The sequence below is a fragment of the Candidatus Igneacidithiobacillus taiwanensis genome (genome assembly GCF_031962545.1).
GTDB lineage: Bacteria > Pseudomonadota > Gammaproteobacteria > Acidithiobacillales > Acidithiobacillaceae > Igneacidithiobacillus > Igneacidithiobacillus taiwanensis.
Window position 1 is genome coordinate 1 of record NZ_JAVRKK010000158.1, and the last position, 4,703, is coordinate 4,703.

The following is a 4,703-nucleotide window of genomic DNA, read 5'->3' on the forward strand; positions in this document are numbered from 1 at the left end:
CAACGCCGAACGGCCACACCATCGACTCGGACAGAAACCACCGCTATCCTTCCTCCTCCAACATCTACCACAGTGCCAAAGGTGGTGGACGCATACATTTGCTTGCGATTGACATTCGATACCCTCAAAGTAAATGCGAGGATGCGAGCATTTTCTGTGCCATGGCGTAACACACTGAAATTCGGAGGCAGGCAGGACGGACGATGGAAAGTAACCGTAGCGAAAGGTCTACAGTGACGTCTTGCTTGGGTGCTGCGCATGCTTGATCGTCTGCGTCGACTGCTGCGGATTTTCTTGGTGATCGCGCTGCTCATTCCTCTACCTGGCTGCTTGGCACTGCTCGCCCTGAACGGTGCGGGTACCGTGGTGTACTACAACCTGCCCAAAAAAGACCGTCCCTCCTTGCATGTGGGAAAATAGGAACAGTCTTGCACGCCTTGGTAGGCGGGCGCGCGAGATGTGTGCTTGGCTCGCGCAGCGTATACTGTGTCTGGGGAGTGGGGAGACGCTTTTGCCTTCCGACCAAGAGGAGGTGTGTAGCATGACGATGAATGAAGGTGCTTTGGATCGCGGCGTACGGGTGGTCGTGGGAATCATCCTGATTGCTTTGGTCTTTGTTGGGCCAAAAACAAGCTGGGGTTGGATTGGACTGCTACCTCTGATTACTGGGATCGTTGGTATTTGCCCGGCGTATTCCCTGTTCGGTATCAAGACCTGTCCGGTCAAAAAGTACTGAACTTGGTAGCGGCCTGATCAACTCACAAAGGGGGGCGCATAGTTGCTAGGCGCCCCGCCCGTGGACGGACACTGTTCATCTGGCCGTTCCAGACCTAAAGCTTGACTCTGGTCCGCGCCAAACTCATTGGAATAACCGGGATCTCCCTGGCGAATCACCCACGGTTTTACTGTGATGCCCCACCGCAAGCCACGTAAATGGATCATCTATAGCCATACGTCTGACATCCTCAGGGCTCTACTACTTTGGTGGATTCGTAAACCAGCGCTGCGCCAGCGTGTTCAAGCCGGCGAGCACGGTGCCGAGTTCGCGGCCACGATCGGTCAGGCCATAATAGACCTCGGGCGGAACAGTCGGATGATAGTCCCGAAAAATGATCTGCGCATTTTCCAATACGCGCAGGCGTTCCGTGAGCATGCGCGAAGAGATACCGGGGATGGCCTTCTTGAGGGCGCCGAAGCGCAGTGTGCCCTGGTTTTCCAGCACCCAGAGGATGTAGGTGGTCCACGGCCCCATCAGCAACCGCAGCAATTGGTCCATGGGGCAAGCCTGTTCTTGTCGAGATTGGCGCATATTGGTTACTTTGTAGTACCTACTTTACAAAGAGAATCGCGAGTGCTCTATTGAAACCCAGACGCCAGGGGGAGTCCAGCAAGGAGGGTATACCATGAGTAAAGTTCTGGTCTTGTATCACAGCTTGTGGGGACATGTAGAAGCGATGGCAGAGGCGGAAGCGGAGGGTGCTCGCTCGGTGGCCGGTACCCAGGTGGATATCAAGCGTATCCCGGAGACCATACCGGCGGAGACCCTTGCCAGCCTGCACGCCAAAACGACACAGGCGGCAGCCGAGGCCCATCCCGACGATTTGGCCAACTACGACGCTATCCTTTTCGGCACGCCCACGCGCTTTGGCAACATGAGCGGGCAGATGCGCAATTTTCTCGACCGCACGGGTAATCTCTGGCAGCAAGGTGCTCTCGTTGGCAAGCTCGGCGGCGTCTTTGTGAGTACTGCATCCCAGCATGGTGGGCAAGAGACGACCATCACCTCTTTCCACACCTTTTTGCTGCATCAAGGGATGATCGTTGTCGGCGTGCCCTACAGTTGCCGCGAGCTCCTCAATATGGACGAGATCAGCGGTGGCACGCCCTATGGCGCCAGCACCCTGGCCAAGGGCGACGGCAGCCGCATGCCTTCGGCCAACGAGCTTGCCATTGCCCGTTTCCAAGGACGGCACGTGGCGGAAATCGCCAAAAAACTATTTGGGTAAAAAAGGAGAAATTCCATGTTCACAAAACGCTTCACTACCGCCCTGGTCGCCGCCGCCGTCCTGATGGCAGGAACCGCCTTTGCCTCGCCAGCCAAGCACTACGCCTTCCTCGACGGCAATCCCGACGGCAGCTACCGCATCGATCCCCAGCACACCAATGTGTTCTTTACCATTGGTCACGTTGGAATTACGGAATTCACCGGCCGCTTCGACCAAATCTCCGGCACCTATACCTTCAATGCCCAAGATCCCGCCAAGGATCGGGTGAACATCACCATTCCCGCTGCCAGCATCAACACCGATCTTGCCTTGCGCGATCAGCATTTACGCAGCAAGGAGTTCTTTGACGTCAAGAAGTATCCCGACATCACCTTTGTCAGCAGCAAGTATGTGCCCACGGGCAAGAAGAGCGGGGATCTGTACGGCAATCTCACCCTGCATGGCGTTACCAAGCCTGTGGTCTTTCAGGTTCGCGAGTTGGGTGCCGGCAATGTACCCTATTTGCCCAAACCCTGGGGTGGCTATCTCTCCGGCTTTGTGGCGACGACCACCATCCACCGCTCGGATTTTAGTATGGACGCCTATCTCCCCGAGGGGCTGTCCAATGCCATTGCCATCAAGGTCGAGGTGGAAGGCAACAAAGTCTGAGGATTCGCCCAGTTTGCGCCGAGGGCTAGCTCTCCAGCAAAAACTCGAGGAAACGCTGGCCGATTGCCGAAAGGTGTTTGCCGCGTCGATGCACCGCATGCCACTTGCGTAGGATCGGGAAGCCCTCGACGTCGAGAATGCACAAATCCCCGGCCGCTGCCTCCGCGGCCAGGGTGTGGCGGGGGAGAATGCCCAGGCCCAGGCCACCGGCGACCAGCTGCTTGACCGCCTCATTGCTGCTCAGGGTCATCCGCGCATGCAATTGAATGCCGCGCTCGGCAAGAAAGTTTTCCGCAGTGAGCCGCGTGCCGGAACCGGCTTCGCGGAGGATGAAAGGTTCTAGCGCCAATCGTTGCAGCGGAATGTCCTTTTGCTCGGCGAGCGGGTGGGAGGCAGCGGCCACCACGACAATCGGGTTGTCGAGAAAGGGATGCGCTACGCCATCGATGTCGTCGGGCACCTGTCCCATGATGTAGAGATCATCTTCATTGTGTTGCAGGCGCTGCAGTAGAGTACCGCGGTTGACGATCTCGAGATTCGCTTCGACCCCAGGGTGCAGGCCACAGAAGGCGCCGAGCAGTCGGGGCGCGAAATACTCGGCAGTCGAGGTGATGCACAGACGGAGTTGGCCCTGCTCCAGATTTTGCTGTGCCGCGAGCTCTTCCATCAGCCTTTCCAGCCGCTCTTGCACCTCCAGTCCAGCCTGGGCAACCAGCTCCCCAGCGGCGGTAAGAAAGAGTTTTTTGCCGATCTGTTCGTACAGAGTAATCCCGAGATTTTCAGACAACCGCTTGATTTGTAAAGATAATGCTGGTGGCGTTTGATACAATTCCGTGGCCGCTTTGCTCATGCTAAGATGCCGGGCCAGTACCGTGAAGATACGTAATTGATGTAAAGTGACCTGACGAACGGACAAGGTTTTGTTCCCCTAAACGGTAATGTTAAATAACTTTTACTTTACCTAATGGTATGGCCTCTGTACATTCGCCATCGGAAAGCTATCTGCAGGTTGGTTTGAATTGGAACATTCTCTTAGGAGGGATCTATGGCTGGTAAATATGAAGCCGGCGTGAAGGAGTATCGCCAGACGTACTGGGCTCCTGACTACGTGCCGTTGGACTCGGATTTGTTGGCGTGCTTCAAGATCGTCCCGCAGCCAGGGGTGGATCGGGAAGAGGCGGCTGCGGCGGTTGCAGCAGAATCCTCTACCGGTACCTGGACTACGGTGTGGACCGATCTGTTGACCGACATGGACTACTACAAAGGTCGCGCCTACCGGATCGAAGACGTGCCCGGCGACGATACCGCGTTCTACGCGTTCATTGCATACCCCATCGATCTCTTCGAAGAAGGTTCCGTCGTCAACGTCTTCACCTCTTTGGTGGGTAACGTCTTTGGCTTCAAGGCGGTACGCTCCTTGCGTTTGGAAGACGTGCGCTTCCCCCTGGCCTACGTGATGACCTGTAACGGTCCCGCCCACGGCATCCAGGTTGAGCGCGACAAGCTCGACAAGTATGGTCGCCCCATGCTCGGCTGCACCATCAAACCCAAGCTGGGTCTGTCGGCCAAGAACTACGGCCGCGCCGTGTATGAAGCCCTGCGTGGCGGTCTCGACTTCACCAAGGACGACGAAAACGTCAACTCCCAGCCCTTCATGCGCTGGCGCGATCGTTTCCTCTTCGTGGCCGACGCGATCCACAACGCCGAAGCGCAGACGGGTGAGCGCAAGGGCCATTACCTGAATGTTACCGCCCCCTCGCCCGAAGAAATGTACGAGCGTGCCGAGTTCGCCAAGGAGCTCGACATGCCGATCATCATGCATGACTTCCTGACCGGCGGCTTCTGCGCCAACACGGGTCTTGCCCGTTGGTGTCGCAAGAACGGCGTGCTGCTGCACATCCATCGTGCCATGCATGCAGTAATCGACCGTAATCCCCACCATGGTATCCACTTCCGCGTGCTCACCAAGGCCCTGCGCCTCTCTGGTGGTGACCATCTGCACACCGGTACGGTAGTCGGTAAGCTGGAAGGCGATCGAGCCTCTACCCT

General features: G+C 57.0%; 7 protein-coding genes. 5 read left to right on the forward strand and 2 right to left on the reverse strand.

Annotated features, from left to right (window positions below):
* The first annotated feature begins 258 nt into the window (after positions 1–258).
* Together RTI30_RS12715 and RTI30_RS12720 are read left to right on the forward strand one after the other, a co-directional pair.
* Positions 259–420, forward strand: a complete 162-nt coding sequence (locus tag RTI30_RS12715) for a hypothetical protein (RefSeq protein ID WP_312262698.1) — start codon at positions 259–261, stop codon at positions 418–420.
* A gap of 121 nt (positions 421–541) precedes the next feature.
* Positions 542–736: a DUF2892 domain-containing protein gene (locus tag RTI30_RS12720; protein WP_312262697.1), complete on the forward strand. Its 195-nt coding sequence runs from the start codon at positions 542–544 to the stop codon at positions 734–736.
* A 240-nt stretch (positions 737–976) separates the two neighbouring features.
* Here the strand turns inward: RTI30_RS12720 and RTI30_RS12725 are convergent, their stop codons facing one another.
* Positions 977–1,276, reverse strand: coding sequence for a helix-turn-helix domain-containing protein (locus RTI30_RS12725; RefSeq protein ID WP_312262696.1), 300 nt, complete (start codon positions 1,274–1,276; stop codon positions 977–979).
* A 127-nt stretch (positions 1,277–1,403) separates the two neighbouring features.
* Between RTI30_RS12725 and wrbA the strand changes: the two genes are divergently transcribed.
* A complete protein-coding gene (gene wrbA, locus RTI30_RS12730; protein ID WP_312262695.1) occupies positions 1,404–2,006 on the forward strand; it encodes an NAD(P)H:quinone oxidoreductase in 603 nt (200 codons plus the stop codon).
* Positions 2,007–2,021: 15 nt separating this feature from the next.
* On the forward strand, positions 2,022–2,654 hold the full coding sequence (locus RTI30_RS12735; protein WP_312262694.1) for a YceI family protein: 633 nt from the start codon (positions 2,022–2,024) through the stop codon (positions 2,652–2,654).
* Positions 2,655–2,679: 25 nt separating this feature from the next.
* Here the strand turns inward: RTI30_RS12735 and RTI30_RS12740 are convergent, their stop codons facing one another.
* Positions 2,680–3,570, reverse strand: coding sequence for a LysR substrate-binding domain-containing protein (locus RTI30_RS12740; RefSeq protein WP_312262693.1), 891 nt, complete (start codon positions 3,568–3,570; stop codon positions 2,680–2,682).
* 129 nt (positions 3,571–3,699) lie between these two features.
* Between RTI30_RS12740 and RTI30_RS12745 the strand changes: the two genes are divergently transcribed.
* A partial coding sequence (locus tag RTI30_RS12745) for a form I ribulose bisphosphate carboxylase large subunit (protein WP_312283942.1) occupies positions 3,700–4,703 on the forward strand: 1,004 nt, incomplete at its 3' end.